The organism is Neolewinella xylanilytica, assembly GCF_002934605.1.
Taxonomy (GTDB): domain Bacteria; phylum Bacteroidota; class Bacteroidia; order Chitinophagales; family Saprospiraceae; genus Neolewinella; species Neolewinella xylanilytica.
In genome coordinates this window covers 1,045,927-1,064,084 of sequence record NZ_PTJC01000005.1, presented here as the reverse complement: position 1 = coordinate 1,064,084, position 18,158 = coordinate 1,045,927, and the positions used below count along the sequence as shown (strand labels likewise).

Genomic DNA, 18,158 nt, shown 5'->3' with positions numbered 1-18,158 from the left:
GCCCAAAATCCCTCCCCCATGCCCCCGGTAAACGACCTCCGACAGTTGCTGCAAAACCTATGTCCCGAGCGGAACCCCGGCACCTACGTCTTTACCCTGGTCCCCGACACGGCCGGCATCGACCGCACGCTGCCGGTAGCCACCATCCGGGAGCCGGAGGGGACCACCCTCATCCTGCAGCAGGAAGTCGCCGACGGACTCGGCCTCCCCTACACCTACCGCGCCGCGTGGATCACCCTGCGCGTCCGTTCCGACCTGGCGGCGGTGGGACTGACGGCGGCGGTGGCCACGGCCCTGGCGGCGGAGGGAATCAGCTGTAACGTGATGGCGGGGTACTACCACGATCATTTGTTTGTGGAGGTGGAGCGGGGGGAGGCGGCGCTGCGGGTGCTGCGGCGGCTTAGTGAGGGGGAACGGGAGGGGTAGCCTGGTCTTCCCATGCGCTGCTATCTACTCTGCCTGTTCCTGTCGCTGGCCTGCGCGCTCACCGGATAGGATCGTGGGCTACGGTCTCTTTTTATGGACTGATCAGCTGCGAGCCGGTGATGGTGTCATTTCATTTGCTGTTAGAGAACTTAATTATACTTATGTTAAGTAGACCTTTTAGGTGGCCCCTACTCTTAGTATATGATCGCAGTTTTATCTAGGTTCCGTCACCGGTTTTGCCATCCCTGGTGGTAGTCGCGAAGTAGAACTTGCCCCGTTCTTTGTTCAGACTACGGCCTCCCTTCTCGGACGGTGAAGACTCCGACTGCGTATTCCGGAACCTTTGACCCCCCCTTTCCGGAAAGTACTGCCCCCCTATTCCAGAGTGTTGACCCCCCGGGTGTGGAAACCATTTCACCGTGCTTTGACCCCCCCCCCCGGATAATCCAACCGGCTACCTCTCCCCTTTTCTTGGCCCCGGCCCGCGCCGGGAGCGGTTACGGCCGTAAAGGTTCCTCCTCGTAGGGGTTGCGGCCTTTGCGGGCAGCTTCGCAGCTGGCTTTCACGGATTCCGGGTGAGGCCAGCGGCCAAATCGGTGGGCGGATGGCCGCCCAACCCTCGGGCAACGCGAGGATGTCTTTCCGTTGTTGCAAGCAGTCAGGACAATCTACTGAGGTAGTGTTTGCGCCTCCGGTGCGGCACTTAGCCCCCGGGGCCTCTCCTCCCCCGCGGGAAACCAGCCAGGACTTGCCGGCGCTAGCGGCGTTCCGTTCCCTAACCTTTAAAGCAGTAGTGATCGTCGCGGTCGTAAATGGCCACGGCTTCTTCCAAAGTCTTGACCTCGGGCGCCGGTCCGTAGGCGGACCACTGCAGGTTCCCCCGCATCCAGTATATCTTCCATACGTCCCGGGATTCCACGTAGGTGAATTTTACGTTGGGAGAGGCCCTCAGCTGCGTCTTCGAAGGATAGGCCGGCCGGACTTCGTTGATGAAGACGTTGTGGCCCTCGACCGTGTAGGTAATGTCCAACTCGTGGCGGATCTCCACCGGCGGCCGGACCCTTTCCACGTACGCCCCTAGGATGGCATGAATAGCGTGCATACTTACAAGGTAAGGGGCGGCCAACATTTGAAGCTTAGCCAATTGATCTGCCAACGACGGGGGATCAGGGCTGAATGGGGGAGCCGTCGTTTATCCCACCCAGGATAGCTCGCCTGTACTTGACGGATCCCCATCCATTCCGTCTATAGATCATAGCATAGATTATGTTAAGTAGAGTAGTTTAAGGCTCCCCTTCCACCCGGGCCATAACTGCACATCCGGCAGAAGGCGGCGTGTTCCGGGGACCGCTCCCTTAACTCGCTGCCGGATCCCCAGCCGTCTCATTTTGCTGAACAATGTCTGGGGTTCATATGCAAGATCTGGGCCGCTCCGTCCTTGTCGCTGACCTTGCCCGCGGTATGCTCCAGCACCAGCTCGATGTAGTTACGCTGGTAGTCCTCGAAGGGAAGAAATTCCGGCAGTTGCCCGTCAAAGAGATCCAGAATGGGCGCGGGAAGCACGCGTCCGTCCGTAGGCACGGTGAGGCACAGCTCCCGGTCACCGGAGACGATGAAGGCGCGCTCCAGGTAGGGAAAGGGTCAATCATCATTGGTGGGTCTAAAACCGCTACTTGCAGCACTTCACTGGGAGACCTATTTTCAGCATCACCCGCCCTTTGATCCGACCGACTTTGTCTATCTACGTAAGCGCATTGGGGAAGCCGGCATGGAGAAAATCTTAAGTCTGACGGTGCGCCTGTACTGCGGTAGCGAGGTGGAAGCGGAGGTGCTCCTGGATACCACCATGCAGGAGAAGAAAGTGCCCTTTTCCACCCATACCAAGTTGGCCCTGAAAATCATCAAGTATTGCTGGGCTTACGGCGCGATCAGGTATGGGCCATGGACATTACGTACGTGCCCATGCGCAGTGGCTTTTTGTACCTGACGGCCATCATCGACCTGTACAGTCGCTTCGTCATTCATTGGAAGCTCGGTAACTCCATGGAGGCCAGAAGGTGCCGCGATCTGGTAGCCGAAGCCCTGGAGATACACCAGGTAGCTCTGGAGAACTTTAACACCGACCAGAGGGAAACAGGAAACGGATGCTTGCGGATCCAACGGGATCAGCACCCGCATCGACTAGTCAACTCGAACTGTGCGAAAGTCCGATTACTAAGGGGGCAAACCAAACGCCGCCTGACTTTCAACTAACTTGGTATCGTGGTTTGAAAAATTCGAGGTATTATAGATTACTCCCTAACTTTTCTCGAACATGTTAGTACTTAATAGTTCTTCTTATCTCGGCGAGAGCCGTGAGGTACGACTTACGGATGGCATCCTCTTTTCGCTGGTATCCTATCCGCATTCGGCGATGAGGCCGCGGGCCGAGCAATTGCATGCACACGAAGAGTGCCATTGTACCTTTTTCTTGCAGGGGGGAACAAGGGAGTCCCGAGGTATGCAAACCAGTCAGCGAAAACCCGGCGATCTGGCTTTTTTTTATTCCGGAGAATACCACCTAAACGACCATACTCAGTACCCTTCGCTGAACTTGAGCGTGGAGTTTAACCATTCTTTTCTCAAGGAGTACGATCTATCCGAAGAACACATCCGCAAGGCATTCGCGACAGGCAGTAATCTGCTGGTACCCGTACTGAATACCTACAGTGAATTGCTGAGCGACGCCAACCAAGGTTCCGCGACCCTGGCGATTTTGGGGCTCCTGTCTCTAGACCCTAACGATCGAAGGTCTCCTCCGCCGGTATGGGTCACTGACGTTCGCGACTACTTGCACGACAATTGGAATACTAATCCGTCACTACAGGAGCTGTCCACACTAACTGGCGCTCATCCGGTAACGGTGTCCAAGTATTTCAAAAGGTATTTCTCGTGCTCGCTATCCACCTACCTGCGGCAAATCAAAGTAAGCAAGGCCCTAGCTATGTTAAAAAGCACCAGCGCGAGCCTGGAATTCATCGCATTCGAATGCGGATTTTCCGATAAAAGCCACCTCTCCCGTTCCATCAAGGCGGAAACCGGGATTCTCCCCTCGATTTACCGGCAGTGGTGAGAGTGACTAATTTCGTACAACATTCCGACCCCGGTGCTAGGCTATCTTTGCCGCAAAACACGGTGGTTATGCGGTCCAATATCTTATTCTTACTGTGCCTTATGATTGGCACGGCACATGCCCAACGAGCAGTTGATGGCCTAAGCGACTACCAAATACATCAACTAGACAGCATGACCTCCGTTTGGGAACAGCATGGTCTCCTGAACGGAGGTGTCGGAGTCATCCGCGACGGAAACCTGATCTACCAGCGTTCCGCGGGATGGGCGAATAAAGAAGCAAAGGTCCCCAATTCTGCGGCAACCAACTTTAACTTGGCCTCCGTTTCGAAACCGTTCACGGCTATTGCGGTACTGCAATTAGTTGGAGAAAAGAAGCTCGGTTTGGATAAACCGCTCTATTCTTACTTGCCCGAATTTCCTTACCCGACCATTACCGTACGGCACCTGCTGTCCCATACTTCGGGTCTGCCCGAAGACAGTGAGGTGATGAAAGAGTACATCGAGATGCACCCAGAGGTCGTAATCTCAAACCGCGAAGTGTACCACATGCTGACAAAGGGTGATTATGGGTTAGTATATGCGCCGGGTACTCGGCACGGGTACAACAACCTGAACTTTGTGTTGCTCGGTTTGGCGATTGAGGAGGTAACCGATGTTCCCTTTGCAACGTACATGAAAGAAAAAGTATTCGGTCCCGCCGGCATGGAGAATACGTACGTCCGGCATGCCGATGGTCCCAATACAGCCCGCTATTTTTACCCGACTTACCACGATTCCGCGGTGGTTAACGTGGATTCCCTGGACCGACCAGCTATCTACACGAATTTTCACACGGGAGGTCTTTTTGGCTCAAGTAACGTGATGACCACAATCGAAGACATGGCCGCTTTCGACAAAGCATTGGATGACGACGTCTTGTTGTCTACTTCGCTGAAGAAACAGATGTTATCGCCGACGGTACTCGACAATGGGGATACCCTACGTACCGGCGGCGGTAAAAAGACATTTGCGCTGGGATGGAATTTGAATACTCAAAACAGTGCCGGCAAGCATGTCGTATGGCACGACGGTAGCCTGGTAGGCCATACGACCATTTTCTACAAAAACTTTACGGACGACGTGTCCTTAGTGATGTACGAAAACGAAAGCAACCCGCATTTCTTTTATAAATTCCTTGGCATGGCCAATGTCGTCGAGGGACTTGCCGGGATAAATGTTTCGCTCTCCAAGTCACTGGTACGGGAATTCGGGGTCACCCTAGTGAAGGAAGGTACGGACGCCGCGGTAAGCAAGTTCAACGTGTTTAAGCGTGATACCGCCTACTACATGAACGAATTTGAGATGAATGATTTGGGGTATGAACTGCTGTTACGAGACACCTTTTCCGGGCACGAAATGCTGGCTCTGGAGGTGTTTAAGCTAAATAGTTTACTATTTCCCGATAGCTCCAATGCCTACGACAGTTACGCCGAAGCCTTGATGGAAAATGGTAAATTTGATGAGGCCATCGCCATGTACGAACTGACCCTGCGCATGAATCCGGCTAATTCCCTGGCGCAAGAAAACTTGGCTAAGTTGAAAAAAGTAAGGCGCTAGTTACCGTGGGCATTGCTCATTTCTTCGAACCGTGTACCCACGCAATACCAGGGAGGTAACTGCTTGTTTAGGATTCGTTGCGAAAGCACTCCAAGTAATTCTTCGCTAGAAAGAGATCAAGGGGTCGTGGGTATACGCATCCCTTAAGCCGCAATCATACTAAAGTAGAAATGCTGATGGGCCTGTTCGTAGGCTTCCGGGCTTAGTAGCCTTAATTTTATCCTGTAAATTAAGCACTTACGTCGTCCTTATAGTAAAGCTTATTTTAAGTAGACTTCTAGGAGGCCCCTATTCTTAGCATATGATCGCACTTTTCCGTCTGGGAAACTGTCATCGGTCGACTCTGCTTCTAGCGCGAGTGGCCACCTATAATACCTCGGGTTTTCAGACCACGGCACCAAGTTAGTTAGGTGAAAGTTAGGCGGCGTTTCGGTACCGCTGGATAGGCTTTACTCGGTCGATTCCCTGGTGATCCCGGTGGTGATAGCGATGCAGCCATTTCTCGATTCCTCGGTACAGCTGCCGGCCGTCGTCGGCGGGGTTCAGGAAGATGTGTTGATACTTAATCGTGCGCCAGAAGCGCTCGATGTAGATGTTGTCCAGTGCCCTGCCCTTGCCGTCCATGCTGATGGCAATGCCTTGCTCACGCAGACAGGTTACGTATTCCGAGCAGGTAAACTGGCAGCCCTGGTCGGAGTTCAGGATCTCCGGTGCCCCGTGCTCGGCCACCGCCTGGCGAACCACCCCTAGGCTGGCTTCCGCCGTCAGGGTGTTGGCTAAGCCCCAGCCCACGATATAGCGCGAGTATACGTCGATGATCGCCGTGAGGTACATAAAACCCTTTTGCAGCGGGACATAGGTGATGTCAACGGCCCAGACCTGCCCCGGCCGGTTGATCTCCAGGTCCCGCAACAGGTAAGGGTGAACATACTTCGCCTGGCCCAGTACGGTCAGGTGCCGGCGTGGATAAATGGCTCGAATACAGGCTTTTCGCATTAATCTACGCACCCGTTCGTAACCCGCCTCATACCCTTTATCTCGCAGCATCGACTGCATGGTCAGCACGCCCGCCGTAGGTTCCTCCAGGATGTGGGCATCCATCAGCCGCATCATAGCTAAGTTCTGCTCACTCTCGCCCTTGGGTTCGTAGTAGACGCTGCCGCGGCTTACCGAAAGCAAGTCACACTGCCGGCGGATAGATAGGCCAGCTTGGGCCTCCAAACCGGACCGCCTTACTTCAGGTGATCCCATCTGGCTAAGTTTTTTTTTAGAAAGTCGCGCTCCATCTGCAGCTGACCAATCTTGGCGTAGAGTTGCTGCAGCTCGGCTTCGCTGGCGGTGACCGCATCAGGTCCGGTAGTGGACTTGCCCTTACCGGTCTCGAAGACCTGCTCGGAACCGGCAATAAACTCCTGCTTCCACTGACTGATCTGATTGGGGTGCAGCTCGAACTTCTCGGCCAGTTCGGCCAGGGTGCTTCTTTCTTTCAAGGCTTCGATGGCGACTTTTGCCTTGAAGGCGGGGGTGAATTTTCTTCTCGATCCCTTCATGGTACAAGTTAAGTTTTCAACTTAGGCCATGGTCCAGTTTTGCCGAGGTATTATAGTACTCCCTGGACGATCTCTAGTAGGTTATACTTATACACAATCTGTAACCTAGTTTTATGAATCAGACTTACCGGAGACGCCAACGCAGTGCGCCAGAGCGCATGGAAGACGGGCGCAGTGTGGGTAAAATTTGAAGCGTCATATTGACAAAAAAATATCTTGCTATTCAAAGGAATTTTATAGTTCGCGCTTGATTAGTAGAAATTGTACGGTCTACTGAATGATTAAACTATAAGAGTTTGGAGCATCTTCTGAGCGTGCATGAATAGTACATGAATGAAGATTAATCGTGCATTCAATTCTGATTTCCAAATCTTCAACTAACGCTTCTACCTTCATACTTTGACTACCGGTAGTACATTTTCTCTTAGTTGACCTCGATTGATTTTCAATAGAAATAGCAGAATTAAATAAACTGACAAGTTCATAGTCATAATTGGTCGCTCGTTGAATTTGCAAAAAACTACTAATACCGTTCTGGATACTGTTTCTCGTAAAATCAAAAGTAATAAACACATATTCAACTTGATGTTGAAATGCAAAAAGGACTTTCTCAGCGCCGACTAATTCCAACTCGGAAAAGCCATATTGAATAGTATTCTTACTTGTAAAAATCTGCAACAATTTATAGTTACTTAAATCTATAGTGCTCTGCTCTGATGTTATCACGTCATTCATTGGTTTGATCTTTGCTATTGTTAAGGTGTATGCATCGGCCTCTACAGAAATCTAATTTTTCTCTCGGGCAGACCTTTAATTTTGAAGCTGATTGTGGGTCCACCCGTAGTATTAGCAACGGGATAAAACTTGATTTGAATTACATCATCCGCAACTTTATAAGTTTGTTCTAGCGGTTGTGTAGGATTAATGTACGGACCTGTAACATCTGGAAACAATCCAAGAAGTTCGTTGAAAAATGATTGTGGGCTATTGACATCTGCAAGTGACATTCCGATATTACTTCCTCTCCAATTAAGTTTTCCTAATATGCCACCACTTTGATTTTTAATTACAGTCAGCAAGTTTTCAACAAATTCAGAACCAAAGTGCTCCATTTTAGCTACTGCCCTCCATGCCCGTGACGCTTTTCCCGTCAGCTCAATCCCGTCAAGTGTAAGGTTCAGAGCAGCTAGAGCCGGGAACTTCCTTTTGACTATATAATGTCTCCCCGAGAAATCCCAATATATCCCCCTGTCTCACATTATTAATAGCATCGATGACATTGCTGTAATCCGATACACCTGGAACGTTTCGCTTAATTAACTCTATCGCAACCTCTACCGCTACCTCCTGTACAAACGGCCACAAAAATCCAGGTATATTATCAAACTCTCCTTCAGCAAGTTCCCGAAAATCGACATTCTCTATATATATTTGCTGCCAAAATGGCACTCTCATCCGAAACCTTAGAGGTGCTTCGTCCCAGATGTGCTTCTAGGAACTTGGAAATCACACTTACCTGCCGTAAGCCTGCATCAGAAAAGAAAAAAGATTACAATACCTCGATTTTTCAAAGCACGATACCAAGTTAGTTAATTAAATCTAGGCGGCCGTTTGACACCGCCTGATGGACCTGCCATACCAGATCTTCTGTAGTTGACTCCCTGAAACACTATTACTGAATCAGTTCCAACGTTTTGCCGCTTGCCGCAGTGGGGGATTTTGGAGCACTTCACTGTCAACCAAGCACAAATGTTGATAGAAGCACTGCACTTGATTTAACCACGTCAGGCACCATTGCGGCAAACGGCTTTTAGGGGTAGTTATTTGTTTTTTGATAAATCGTCAATTAATGTGTCTGTTAGTTTACGCTCTTTTATTTTTGTCCACGAATTAGTTGTTTCAGGAAACCCATTTCTACAATACCCAGCTTTATTCTTAAAGTCAAACACAGCGTGGTAATAATTATTTATTGATAGAAAAGCTTTTGATTCGTCTTCTGTCCAAAGGATTTTTAAAGTCGAAGGTTTGTGCTTTTCAGTCACGTTTGACACATTATAAATATGAAGTCCGTCTAACACTTTCAAGTCGTCATTTCTGTCCACAGCGTAAAAATAACCAGTTTCGCAATTGTCTTCAAATACAACTGCATTGTTGTTTTCTGCTGCACTGTCAATGAATGTGTCTTCGCCAACTTTGAAAGTCTGTTCTTCGTAAATTATTAGCTTCGGTTTATCGGTCATCATTTTTTCTTACGTGTCTTTTGTTTAATTACCGCTAACCTTAAACGCATGCGCATTCCCTCGCAATGGACCAGAAATAATTGACGGGTGTGCGCCGACACCAAGCACAAAATACGCAACTCTGGCGATGACGCTTTTGCGACTGGGCGTCGTGCTTTAGGCTAATTTTCACTACTCCCTGCATCAGAAATCAACTAGGCATGAGTTCCCGGTAAGCGGAGGCGCGGTACCGTAAACTACCCGCTCGTGAAGCTTCACACCCGCTCCCCCACCCCCCGGTGTGCCAGATCAAACGCCTCCACCGTCAGCACCTGTGCGGTGCGTACGTAGATGTCCGTCGTGTTCGACTGCTCGTGACCGAGTAGCGGGCCCAGTTCCTCCCGGGTCATTCCCGCTTCCGTCAGGAGAGTGGCCCGAGTATGGCGGAGGGTATGCGGCGTCACGCGTTTTTCTATTCCCGCGGCGGTGGCCACCGTGTCGACCAGCTGCTGGATCCGCCGGTCGGAATAGGCCTTCCCCTGCCGGCTGCGGAATAGCGGCCCCGCTTTTCGGTCGCCCAGGTGGAGCCGCAACATGCCGGCGAGCTCCGTGCTGATAATCACCTCGCGGCGTTTGTCGCCCTTGCCGGCACTGACGACGAGTCGCCGCTGATCGTACATAAAGTCGCGGGCTTCCAGGCTGGTGAATTCGCTTACGCGCACGGCCGACTCGTAGAGCGTCTGCATCATCAGGTTAACCTTGGGCTCCTGCCGCTGCGCTGCCCGCAGAAAGGCCCGCAGGTTTTCGACGCTGAGGCGCTTGACCGTGTTACGTCCATGTCGCTTCGGGGGTGACAAGTCCAGTTCCTTACGCACTTCCCGGAAGACGTGCTTGGTCTGGTCGTAGGTCTCCAGACCGGACTTGCGGAGGAGGCGGGCAACTTGTTTGGCGATGGCGGTTACGTCTTCCACGGCGAGCTCTATATATAAGGATGTGGTGAACTCAGAAATCCTTCAGTTAAAAGCGTGTCGATCATCACCAGCCCCGCTTGTCCCGGGCAAGCTCCAGGATGTACTGCTTCTCCTCGGTTTTGCAGTAGTGCGCCAAAAGCTCATCAGCCCGGGTAGATATATATTCTAGCATTTGTTCTGGAGAGGTATCCTGAGACTGCAGGTCGTGCATCAGGATCTGCAGGGCATTCACGACCAGCAGTTCCTTGGCAGTGGCGAAGTCCCGCATGTTATGCCGGGGGTTGTCGGGAGGGGTTAGTCCGCCAATCGAGGGCGGTCATTTTCCAAATCGCTAGGTTGCTAATGTCGGCACTGACCTGGTTGAGGTAGCGTTGTACGGGGTTGTGTCCGTGTTCAGCGGCGACGTGTTCTTTGGTGCCCGGAGCCGGAAGGGACTGCTGATCCCGCTGGCTGGTGATCAAGGCGTAGGAATCGGAAGCCAGGTCGCGGGAGAAGCGGAGGTGGGCGGCGTCCCGACCGTAGACCCGGTCGGATAGCTCACGCGCTACCTGTATGGTCTTAACGTAGAAGCGAGCGTCAAACCAGTTGGCAAAGTGGGTGGCCAGTCGATGTGGCAATAGGTCCCGCCGTAGCGTCCGCGCTGGACGAAGATGCCCTGACAGCCGGCTTCTACTAACTTGGCTCCGCTTAGAACAAAGGCAACGTCACGGCTAAGCGCCAGGCGGAATTCATCCAGATTCAGCTGTTGGTTGGCAGGAATGTGCTCCTGTTCCCAGGCCTCGAAGAAATTCAGGGACTGGGCATTGCGCATCCAGTTCTTCAGGTTGTCAGCTGATCGGCCGCGGAGGGAAGCTAGGTCCGTTACGCAGAAGTAGCCGGAGTCCAGATCGATGCGGACATCCTGGTCGCCAATTTTTATCGTTCGGTTCTTGGGCATGGTGGGCTGAAATTTAAAGTGGTGCATATGCACCACTTTAAAACTTGGGGAGGGCGTTTATCACACAGAATGGTGGGTGCAATGGCAAAATACAACAACTTCGCAGAATTCGCAGACCTAGAATGACTGTGAAATACCGGGCATTTTCCGTGCCCTAAAGCCTGTTTGAAGGCGCATTTCCGCCCTTGAGCTTCGCTCTCTGGCTAAAGAGCGAAATCATATAATCTCGAAAACAGTACGCGGTACTCAAATGCTGATCGACCATCAACTTACTGGCTCCGTATTTTGAAAACCCGAGGTACTATACTCACGGGGAAGTTGTCGCTTAATTGACTACCTAAGTAATACGTGCCTTAAACGCCTTTCACGCATATTATTTGCACTCTCGACGTTGCTTACCTTGGCCGGCGCTTTATTGAAGGTTCAGGCTATCGGAACACCAGCCTGGAACTCGTACCTTCTCGGCGGAGGCATCTCACTTCTGATTGCGGCTTTCATCGGTTTATACCTCGCTCCGCAGCGACCGGCTCAGCAAAATTCGGTAGCGACTCCGGAAGACGAGCCGGTCGAAATGCCAGAACTGGAATTGCGCCCCCGAGAAAACGAGAATTTGCTATAGCCCGGACCACAGCGGCCGGACGGCCGACTCATCCCATAGTCGATTCAATGCAACACCTCTGTCATTTCTGTTGCCAGCGACTGCTGTAAGTTACACTTCTACACCTCCTATAACCTGCTGCTGCTGCAGATGTAAGCTGCTCTCCCCCCTTCACACCAAAAGTTAGGTCTAGTTCATCTATTCTGTAAACCAGCCATCTCATCCTTAGCGCATCAGGTAGTGCGGTAGGGTGTCTTGAGTTTAATTCTACTTCCCAATGTCTAGCTTCAAGCACTCTTACATAGGGTTCGCCCTCTCCTTGGTACTAATTTCTGCATTGACAATATTAGTAAGTTGCAACTCCACGGGAACACGCTCGGATGTCAACACCGATCTCAATACGAATGTCAGGACATTCAATGCAGATAACGAAGTAGACTTGGCAGAATACGAGCGGCTAAACCTGGACGATACGCACCCGAATATGCTTAACCCAGAACAGGCAAAATCAAATTTTGATGCGGTGGTAAAGTCCTGGAAAAATTTACATGTAGAAGTTAATACGTATCTAAATGAGAACAACTTCCGTTGGGAGGTCCAAGATTCAAATATAGCTGTAGTGGACAAGATTTATTTCGACCGTGATGGGAACATAAAAGCGTACTTTTTCAAGGTTCTCAACCCGCAAGTATCGTACGAAAAAAAGGAAGCGTTTTCAGAGCTGCTTTCAGACTTCAGCAAAACAGCTAGTATTGACTACCTTAATTTAACGGGGAAAAGCTACGCTCAGTGCGGGAAAATAAAATATTGGAATTACTGACTCCTGCAATCAAAGGCTTGGTTAGAATTTTACCCAAAATGTAACCAAGGGTGGTAGCGGTTATGGGAACAGGTTCATTGGCATTAGTTCTCACTATCGGCAGTTTCGACCGGTTCTGGTTTACCGGCTCGGTGCAGGAAGTTATGCAGTAAAGACTGGACTAGCTTCCAGACGTACAGCAAACACTCGGACTGCTGATAGGAAGTGCCGGACCGTGGCACTAAAACGCCGCCAAAAACAGGGACCATCCACTGAGCTCTATAGGCGTTAGCTGACCGAAAATGAGAACGGCTGGATCATTAGGCTCTACAATACGATAATTAATTGGTCAAATTTCAAAATGATGTCAAGTTCGATTGAATCGAGCTTGCTTGAGATTGAGCTTTTTATTTGAATACTTAAGGCTTTTCATCATTCGCTCAAATCGCTTACCAACAATTAGCGCACCAAATCTCACTTTGTCGCTGGTGGCATTGTAGCCTTCCCCAAAACCGGACAACTCATCAATCACTAAACTGGCGATGTCATGAAGAAATCAACGTTTTCGGAAAAGCAGATCGTCAGGGCCCGTAAGGAGGTCGAGGGAGGGCGTAGAGTGGACGAAGCGCCCCACTCGCTCTGCCGTGCGCCCGTTCAAACACGCCTTCACGGTCAGTATTTTTGCGATCCGATAGATGTCCGTCCATTTAGACTGCTCGCGGCTGAGCAGCGGTTTAAGTTCCTCCTGAGGCATCCCGGCCTCCGTCAGCAGCATTACCCAGGTGGGGCGTAACGTATGGGCAGTGACCCATCTTTCGATCCCCGCCGCGGTATGCCACCTGGTCGACCAGCTACTAAATGCGGCGATCGGAATAAGACCGGAGATATCGGCTACAGAGCAAGGGGGCCATCTTTCATTAAGGACGGCTATCCAAAAAGTATGCGGTTACCGTTTTACATTAACTCGAACCCAGTTGTACTGGGTTTCTCGATCCCACCGGATGATCCGGGATGGTCTCCTTAGGGGGCAGAATACAAGATCTGGACGATACCCCGTTTTGCGGCAAGACGCTGTTCGTACGCGTTAAACTAGTTAGCTGCAGCGCACAGATAGATTTTAATCTTCGGCAGTTGACCCTCAGCTAGGATCTCCTGAATGCTAGCTTGGCTAAATCACGTGGTTTAGTCAAAATTTTATCTATCTTCTTGGAAAGCGGTAACAGGATTTCCTGAAGCTCCAGGGAAAAGCCATTGAGGGGTTCACCCTCCTCCCTGGTTTTACGATTCAGCCCCTTGCGAATTGCACCGGCCATGAGATAGCTGGCATGAATATTAATGTATTCGACATCGACCAACTGAAAACCGCCATCATTAAAGAAGGCCTCGTAGTAGCTGACTGGACGACCAAGACAGAGTTCATCGCCAGCGATCGGGTCATCAATGCGTTCGAAGATGAAAACGGATGATTTGGAAATCCGGGAAATCTCTTTGATGAGTGGGATCAGCATCTTTTCATCGGTATTGTGTTGCAATACCGTGGCGGTGAAAACGATGTCAACGGAACGATCCGCAAAGGGAAGCTTCGTCCCGTTAATCTTTGTCAGTTCTACGCTTGCCGGCAATATTGACTTTGCTAAGCGTACCATATCCGCAGAGATATCCACACCTGCCAAACTTGAAGGAGTGAAGTTATCGTGGATAAACTTCAGGTTCCCCCCTGGGCCATGGCCGATTTCTAGTACGGACTTTCCGTTGAAGTCTACCGTAGAGAGCATCTCCAGAAACCGTTCCCGCTTGTAGCGGTAGTAGGGCTCGTCGTCTCCGGCAATCACATTCTTACCAGAACGGCTACCGATTCGTTGCGCAACGGTAGACCAGTAGGGTTCAGGGTGATAGGGTTCCTTTTTCATACAAGCTGATTCGATTAGGATGCGTGAATGTAGCTAACCGCAGGCACACACGGTAAGGGTGAACGGTGTGGTTTCCTCTCAGTTCGCAGCACTATGCTAGAAGTTGGGCCCTGGAATTACCCGCTGAAAGTGCGGCCTGGCTTTGTCGGACGGGTCACGTCCGCAAAGCTGTTCTCCTGTTTTTCGCTAGGTCACACCTCTACAAAAAGTAAAAACTATACTGATTTTTTAAAGAAGTCATACGTGGGCATTTGCGCTCCATCCAGTGCTGAACAGTTTGTAAAGCAGTTGGCTGCGGTATGGCATTCCGTGTGACCGCAAGTCAGCGCCGAGATTCGGCCGCGTCGATGGGTTAACTGACGAGTTCGGTTACCGCTTCCTCTATTTCTACTGCGCTCAGTGAGCTGCTACCATTTTGGTCCTTGGGCTCCTACATTCGTAATAACCGCCCTATCGTTAGCAGAGGCGATAAGTTAGCACCTGTACGATAGCCGGTCGGCTGGAGAGTCGCTGTTGTCCGCCTGCCCGGCAATTTGCGTTTCCCAGTGGGTTGGCGTGGCCTCACTCGTTCAGGAAACTAACTTTTCGATGATCTTCCATGTACAAATGGGACCACGAGATCAACGGCATCGGCAGAGCCACCTGGTTACTGGAGCGGACGATATACCAGAACCGTGAAATTTGCTGTGGTATTCCTCGAGGTTCACCGAAGTGCTTTGCACCTGCGCTCCGTCGCCCAATTCATGCAGCTACAAAAGCCTGGTTTCCGGTGATTAAAGTTACCGTACTGTACACATCCCCTCGTTGCAATCGGGCGCTCTATTTTCGTCCGGCGCGGACAACCCTGCAGGGAAGCTTAGCCTAGCTAATCTATGGTGCACGCGCCACGAGTAAGAATGCCATTATGAAGAAAAGCGCCTACGGCACCCCCCTACTCCTCCATGATGGCTCAACGCAAGCCTTCGAAAAGGTCGATCCGCCCAGCGAGCTGTTTATTCAGCAGACCGTGTTCGAGTGCCCTGACCTGCTGCCGTTCAGTGACATCGATGAGTCGTTCAATCCGTGCCTGCCAATATGTACGGAGTTGCGCACGCCGGCGGGTTTCCTGGATATCCTGCTGGTGACGCCCGACGGGGAGTTGTGTATCGTTGAGGCCAAGCTGTGGCGAAATCCGCAGGCCAGGCGGGAGGTGATCGCACAGATTTTGGACTACGCCAAGGAACTGGCAGCGTGGACCTACGAAGACCTGCAACGGGAGGTAAGCCGGAAGCTGGATGCGAAGGGGAACGTGCTGTACGATATGCTGGCCGAGAAGTTCCCGGACAAGGTGCCTAGTGAGGCGGATTTCGTGGACGCCGTCAGCCGGAATTTACGCCGGGGCAAATTTCTGCTGCTGATCGTAGGGGATGGTATCAAGGAGGGAGCGCACCGCATCGTAGAATTCTTCACGAACGTCGGTCACCTGAATTTCACCTTTTCCATGGTAGAACTCAGCGTCTACCAACATGCCACGTTGGGTACGCTGATCCTGCCGAAGACCATCGTCAAAACGGTCGAGATTCAGCGCGTTCACATTACCATTCCCGACCAGCTGAACATCAGCTACCATGAGAACGGGGATAAGCCGGAACCGGTAGCGGAGAAAAGTAATTCCAGTACGTCAGCCCATCCTTTTTACCGAAAATTTTGGGGAGAGTTGATTGCGGAACTCACCTTCGACGATCCGGGGCAGCCCATGCCCAACTTAGCCAACGCGCAAAACCTATTTGTCTACCCGGAGCCCACCAAGTCAGCCTGGATCTCCGCCTACTTCTCAAAGAGCAGCAGCCGGGTTGGGGTATACATGCGTATCAAGAACGATCCGTACGGCACGGAGCTGTCGGATGCCCTACTGGAAGATCTGGAGCGAATACAAGAGGAGCTAGGCCCCGAAGTCAGGATAGATGAATGGCACGGCAATCTTGACGTAGGTGTGCGTATGCCGTGCGATGACGTCCTAGCGGAAAAGAATCGTGCTGCTATCAAAACTTTCTTTCTCACCTGGCTGAATAAATTTACCAACACCTTTCGGCCACGATTGCTACGGGTTGAATAGCGGGTCAGGCTGAAGACTTCCCCAAAGCTGGACGGTTGAACCTTAACCAGTTTGCGCCAATCGGCGTTGCCCAAACTCCTTGGGCGGTAATACTTCCTTGCCGGCGTGGGGGTAAAACCAGTTGAAATCCTGACGGAATCGTTCGACCACCCCGTTGACCTGCTGGTAGGACTCGAGTAGCCTTAGCCACGCCCGGTTCGCGGGCCACTTCGTTAACGCTACGCCCGCCCTCGACCTCCTTAAGGGCCCTGACGATCTGGCTTTCCGAAAACGTTGATTGCTTCATGACAACGCCAGTTTAGTGATTGATGAGTTGTCCAGGTTTTTGGGAAAGGCTACAATTTTCGATTGAACTACCTCACGACACATCGGATGTGTCCGCAGCCGGTATTCTTCCTTCCCATTCGTGAACGAAACCCCGACCTACCCCGACCGGAAGATCGTACCGCTACACATGCTCGGCATTAACCGGGGCGGTGGACGGATACGCCGTCGGATGGAGCAGGGGCCGGCTGGGGCCGAGTAGTTAAAGCCGTAGCTTGTGGGAGGCAATAGGAATTGCGTTTGGGAAGTATCCATCCCCGTTTCGCCGGGAATTCCCCTTTCTCCCGCGCTCCGTCGCCCCCCTGCCCTACCCCCTTTACCTCGATCCTCGTGGGAGTACGCTCCAAAGCAAAGCAACTCCCCGCCACCTCAGGTGTACCTGTTCGCAAGCTGGTGCGATGAAACTACGGAAGCGAATCATGGGTGTAGCGATCTTACTTTTTGCGGGCCTGGCCTTGGCGACGGTCCTCTTCCTGCGGCAGGAAAAACTGGGGGCCAGTCCGCGGGGCGAACGGCTGGAGCGGATCCGGCGGTCGCCGCACTACCGCGATGGCAAGTTTCGTAACCTGACGGAGACGCCGCTGCTCTCCGAGGGGCACGGCTGGCTGGATGTGCTTTACCGGAATTACGTGGCTACCATACCCCACCATCACCCTACCGATACGATCCCCTCCGTGAAAACGGACCTAAGGAATTTGCCCACCGACGCGGACGCCCTGGTCTGGTTCGGGCACTCCTCCTACTTCCTCCAGCTGGCGGGGCAGCGCATTTTGGTGGACCCGGTATTCAGCGGACAGGCATCCCCGCTCCCCGGAACGCTGAAGGCCTTTCCCGGTACGGACGTCTATAAGGTAGCCGATCTGCCCACCATCGACTACCTCTTTATCAGCCACGACCACTACGACCACCTGGACTACGAGACCATCGTCGCCCTACGGGATAAGGTCGGCACGGTGATCTGCGGACTCGGCGTAGGCAGTCACTTCGAGCGGTGGGGCTACGCGCCGGACCGGATCGTGGAAAAGGACTGGTACGAGGCCCTGAGTCTGGAGGGCGGGATCCAGGTATACGTCGAGCCGGCGCGCCACTTTTCGGGGCGGGGCCTCTCTTCCGCGAATACGCTCTGGGCCAGCTACGTCCTGCAAACGCCGACCTATACCGTCTACCTCGGCGGCGACAGCGGCTACGACCGCCACTACGCCGACATCGGCCGCAAGTACGGACCGATCGACCTCGCCATCCTCGACAACGGACAGTACGACGAAGCCTGGCGCGAGGTGCACAACCTCCCGGAAGACGTCCTGCTGGCCGCCCGGGATCTGCGGGCTACGAGCATCCTGCCGGTCCATTCCTCCAAATTCCCGCTCGCCGCCCACCCCTGGGACGAGCCCCTGCGCAAACTCACCGAGCTCAACGAGGCCTCCAACTTCCGACTGGTGACGCCCCTGATCGGGGAGCGGGTGGATTTGGGTCCCGATAGCGATGGTGGGCAGGCGTTCAGCCGGTGGTGGGAAAGGGTGCGGTAATCGGTCCGAAAGGCGTATCCCATGGAATAGCGAAATTGCCGGTTACGATCCACGTAATGAAGCTATCTAGCGGCGTGCTGGGGGCTGAATATG

19 protein-coding genes and 1 pseudogene are annotated in these 18,158 nt (G+C 52.3%); 7 read left to right on the top strand and 13 right to left on the bottom strand.

What is annotated here, in order from left to right; genetic code table 11:
* The first annotated feature begins 18 nt into the window (after positions 1–18).
* A complete protein-coding gene (locus CLV84_RS04200; protein ID WP_104419507.1) occupies positions 19–426 on the top strand; it encodes an ACT domain-containing protein in 408 nt (135 codons plus the stop codon).
* Between the two features lie 775 nt (positions 427–1,201).
* On the opposite strand, the gene CLV84_RS04195 is transcribed toward CLV84_RS04200, so the two are convergent.
* Together CLV84_RS04195 and CLV84_RS21460 are read right to left on the bottom strand one after the other, a co-directional pair.
* Positions 1,202–1,528: a DUF3024 domain-containing protein gene (locus CLV84_RS04195; protein WP_170067565.1), complete on the bottom strand. Its 327-nt coding sequence runs from the start codon at positions 1,526–1,528 to the stop codon at positions 1,202–1,204.
* A gap of 281 nt (positions 1,529–1,809) precedes the next feature.
* Positions 1,810–1,989 (bottom strand): hypothetical protein, encoded by a 180-nt coding sequence (locus CLV84_RS21460; RefSeq protein ID WP_146088705.1) that lies wholly within the window; start codon positions 1,987–1,989, stop codon positions 1,810–1,812.
* A 357-nt stretch (positions 1,990–2,346) separates the two neighbouring features.
* On the opposite strand from CLV84_RS21460, the pseudogene CLV84_RS04185 reads away from it, so the two are divergent.
* The 3 genes and pseudogenes from CLV84_RS04185 to CLV84_RS04175 form a co-directional block, all read left to right on the top strand.
* Positions 2,347–2,679, top strand: a pseudogene (locus tag CLV84_RS04185) (DDE-type integrase/transposase/recombinase); the annotation flags it as partial.
* Between the two features lie 61 nt (positions 2,680–2,740).
* Positions 2,741–3,538, top strand: coding sequence for a helix-turn-helix domain-containing protein (locus CLV84_RS04180; protein WP_104418470.1), 798 nt, complete (start codon positions 2,741–2,743; stop codon positions 3,536–3,538).
* Positions 3,539–3,711: 173 nt separating this feature from the next.
* Positions 3,712–5,136 carry a serine hydrolase gene (locus tag CLV84_RS04175; protein ID WP_170067564.1) on the top strand — a complete coding sequence of 475 codons (1,425 nt, stop codon included), beginning with the start codon at positions 3,712–3,714 and terminating at the stop codon, positions 5,134–5,136.
* Between the two features lie 417 nt (positions 5,137–5,553).
* Here CLV84_RS04175 and CLV84_RS04170 read toward each other — a convergent pair whose 3' ends face one another.
* The 9 genes from CLV84_RS04170 to CLV84_RS04140 form a co-directional block, all read right to left on the bottom strand.
* Positions 5,554–6,387 (bottom strand): IS3 family transposase, encoded by an 834-nt coding sequence (locus CLV84_RS04170; RefSeq protein WP_104418468.1) that lies wholly within the window; start codon positions 6,385–6,387, stop codon positions 5,554–5,556.
* Positions 6,369–6,686: a transposase gene (locus CLV84_RS04165; protein WP_104418467.1), complete on the bottom strand. Its 318-nt coding sequence runs from the start codon at positions 6,684–6,686 to the stop codon at positions 6,369–6,371. The genes CLV84_RS04170 and CLV84_RS04165 overlap by 19 nt, the downstream gene beginning before the upstream one ends.
* 270 nt (positions 6,687–6,956) lie before the next feature.
* Positions 6,957–7,421: a hypothetical protein gene (locus CLV84_RS21455; protein ID WP_146088704.1), complete on the bottom strand. Its 465-nt coding sequence runs from the start codon at positions 7,419–7,421 to the stop codon at positions 6,957–6,959.
* Between the two features lie 41 nt (positions 7,422–7,462).
* Positions 7,463–7,798, bottom strand: coding sequence for a hypothetical protein (locus CLV84_RS21450; protein ID WP_146088703.1), 336 nt, complete (start codon positions 7,796–7,798; stop codon positions 7,463–7,465).
* 708 nt (positions 7,799–8,506) lie between these two features.
* Positions 8,507–8,929: a DUF2251 domain-containing protein gene (locus CLV84_RS04160; protein WP_211295169.1), complete on the bottom strand. Its 423-nt coding sequence runs from the start codon at positions 8,927–8,929 to the stop codon at positions 8,507–8,509.
* Between the two features lie 251 nt (positions 8,930–9,180).
* A complete protein-coding gene (locus CLV84_RS04155; protein ID WP_170067563.1) occupies positions 9,181–9,876 on the bottom strand; it encodes a tyrosine-type recombinase/integrase in 696 nt (231 codons plus the stop codon).
* 64 nt (positions 9,877–9,940) lie between these two features.
* Positions 9,941–10,144 carry a hypothetical protein gene (locus tag CLV84_RS04150; RefSeq protein WP_104418465.1) on the bottom strand — a complete coding sequence of 68 codons (204 nt, stop codon included), beginning with the start codon at positions 10,142–10,144 and terminating at the stop codon, positions 9,941–9,943.
* A gap of 1 nt (position 10,145) precedes the next feature.
* Positions 10,146–10,493 carry a hypothetical protein gene (locus CLV84_RS21445; protein ID WP_146088702.1) on the bottom strand — a complete coding sequence of 116 codons (348 nt, stop codon included), beginning with the start codon at positions 10,491–10,493 and terminating at the stop codon, positions 10,146–10,148.
* Complete coding sequence (locus tag CLV84_RS04140) at positions 10,421–10,840, bottom strand: KilA-N domain-containing protein (RefSeq protein ID WP_104418463.1); 420 nt, start codon at positions 10,838–10,840, stop codon at positions 10,421–10,423. The genes CLV84_RS21445 and CLV84_RS04140 overlap by 73 nt, the downstream gene beginning before the upstream one ends.
* 848 nt (positions 10,841–11,688) lie before the next feature.
* On the opposite strand from CLV84_RS04140, the gene CLV84_RS04130 reads away from it, so the two are divergent.
* Positions 11,689–12,231 carry a hypothetical protein gene (locus CLV84_RS04130; RefSeq protein ID WP_104418461.1) on the top strand — a complete coding sequence of 181 codons (543 nt, stop codon included), beginning with the start codon at positions 11,689–11,691 and terminating at the stop codon, positions 12,229–12,231.
* Between the two features lie 1,121 nt (positions 12,232–13,352).
* Here CLV84_RS04130 and CLV84_RS04120 read toward each other — a convergent pair.
* A complete protein-coding gene (locus CLV84_RS04120) occupies positions 13,353–14,120 on the bottom strand; it encodes a class I SAM-dependent methyltransferase (RefSeq protein WP_104418459.1) in 768 nt (255 codons plus the stop codon).
* 904 nt (positions 14,121–15,024) lie between these two features.
* Between CLV84_RS04120 and CLV84_RS04115 the strand changes: the two genes are divergently transcribed.
* Positions 15,025–16,215, top strand: coding sequence for a DUF4268 domain-containing protein (locus CLV84_RS04115; protein WP_104418458.1), 1,191 nt, complete (start codon positions 15,025–15,027; stop codon positions 16,213–16,215).
* A 4-nt stretch (positions 16,216–16,219) separates the two neighbouring features.
* Here CLV84_RS04115 and CLV84_RS22280 read toward each other — a convergent pair whose 3' ends face one another.
* Positions 16,220–16,501, bottom strand: coding sequence for a transposase (locus CLV84_RS22280; protein WP_104418457.1), 282 nt, complete (start codon positions 16,499–16,501; stop codon positions 16,220–16,222).
* A 436-nt stretch (positions 16,502–16,937) separates the two neighbouring features.
* Here CLV84_RS22280 and CLV84_RS04105 point away from each other — a divergent pair, with 436 nt between their 5' ends.
* Complete coding sequence (locus tag CLV84_RS04105; protein WP_211295167.1) at positions 16,938–18,065, top strand: MBL fold metallo-hydrolase; 1,128 nt, start codon at positions 16,938–16,940, stop codon at positions 18,063–18,065.
* Positions 18,066–18,158 lie beyond the last annotated feature (93 nt).

Coding starts and splice junctions, on each gene's coding strand:
- CLV84_RS04160 (WP_211295169.1), bottom strand. CDS start 8,929: ATGATGACCGATAAACCGAAGCTAATAATTTACGAAGAACAGACTTTC.
- CLV84_RS04195 (WP_170067565.1), bottom strand. CDS start 1,528: ATGCACGCTATTCATGCCATCCTAGGGGCGTACGTGGAAAGGGTCCGG.
- CLV84_RS04115 (WP_104418458.1), top strand. CDS start 15,025: ATGAAGAAAAGCGCCTACGGCACCCCCCTACTCCTCCATGATGGCTCA.
- CLV84_RS04105 (WP_211295167.1), top strand. CDS start 16,938: ATGAAACTACGGAAGCGAATCATGGGTGTAGCGATCTTACTTTTTGCG.
- CLV84_RS04180 (WP_104418470.1), top strand. CDS start 2,741: ATGTTAGTACTTAATAGTTCTTCTTATCTCGGCGAGAGCCGTGAGGTA.
- CLV84_RS04130 (WP_104418461.1), top strand. CDS start 11,689: ATGTCTAGCTTCAAGCACTCTTACATAGGGTTCGCCCTCTCCTTGGTA.
- CLV84_RS04120 (WP_104418459.1), bottom strand. CDS start 14,120: ATGAAAAAGGAACCCTATCACCCTGAACCCTACTGGTCTACCGTTGCG.
- CLV84_RS21455 (WP_146088704.1), bottom strand. CDS start 7,421: ATGAATGACGTGATAACATCAGAGCAGAGCACTATAGATTTAAGTAAC.
- CLV84_RS04140 (WP_104418463.1), bottom strand. CDS start 10,840: ATGCACCACTTTAAATTTCAGCCCACCATGCCCAAGAACCGAACGATA.
- CLV84_RS22280 (WP_104418457.1), bottom strand. CDS start 16,501: ATGAAGCAATCAACGTTTTCGGAAAGCCAGATCGTCAGGGCCCTTAAG.
- CLV84_RS04170 (WP_104418468.1), bottom strand. CDS start 6,387: ATGGGATCACCTGAAGTAAGGCGGTCCGGTTTGGAGGCCCAAGCTGGC.
- CLV84_RS04200 (WP_104419507.1), top strand. CDS start 19: ATGCCCCCGGTAAACGACCTCCGACAGTTGCTGCAAAACCTATGTCCC.
- CLV84_RS04150 (WP_104418465.1), bottom strand. CDS start 10,144: ATGCGGGACTTCGCCACTGCCAAGGAACTGCTGGTCGTGAATGCCCTG.
- CLV84_RS04175 (WP_170067564.1), top strand. CDS start 3,712: ATGACCTCCGTTTGGGAACAGCATGGTCTCCTGAACGGAGGTGTCGGA.
- CLV84_RS21450 (WP_146088703.1), bottom strand. CDS start 7,798: ATGGAGCACTTTGGTTCTGAATTTGTTGAAAACTTGCTGACTGTAATT.
- CLV84_RS04165 (WP_104418467.1), bottom strand. CDS start 6,686: ATGAAGGGATCGAGAAGAAAATTCACCCCCGCCTTCAAGGCAAAAGTC.